Source organism: Pseudomonas sp. Kh14, from assembly GCF_900291005.1.
Classification (GTDB): Bacteria; Pseudomonadota; Gammaproteobacteria; order Pseudomonadales; family Pseudomonadaceae; genus Aquipseudomonas; species Aquipseudomonas alloputida.
In genome coordinates this window covers 1-262 of record NZ_OLKJ01000151.1, presented here as the reverse complement: position 1 = coordinate 262, position 262 = coordinate 1, and the positions used below count along the sequence as shown (strand labels likewise).

The window sequence follows — 262 nt, the reverse complement described above, 5'->3', positions numbered from 1 at the left end:
GATCAGTTCTAACACCATAGGTTGACCATGACTGTCCATCTCAAACAGCAATGCCATCAGATAGGCGTGTTCACCTTGCTCTAGTTTACTCTCCGCCGACTCTCGCCAAATAACGCCGAGTAACTCGTGAAATCGATAGGGAGCGTCTTGTAACTGTGAATAGGCAGTGGACGCTAAATACGCACTTGCTGGCTCTTCCAACGCTTGAGTCCCCAGCTGTTGCAGTTCAGCATCTGTTTCGCATTTCTGTTTTATCCAGCTC

The 262-nt window shown here is 48.5% G+C and carries 1 protein-coding gene; it reads right to left on the bottom strand.

Translation table 11 applies throughout. From position 1 onward, the window contains the following. On the bottom strand, window positions 1–262 hold a 262-nt coding region (locus FQ668_RS27645), incomplete at both ends, for an IucA/IucC family protein (RefSeq protein WP_218570912.1).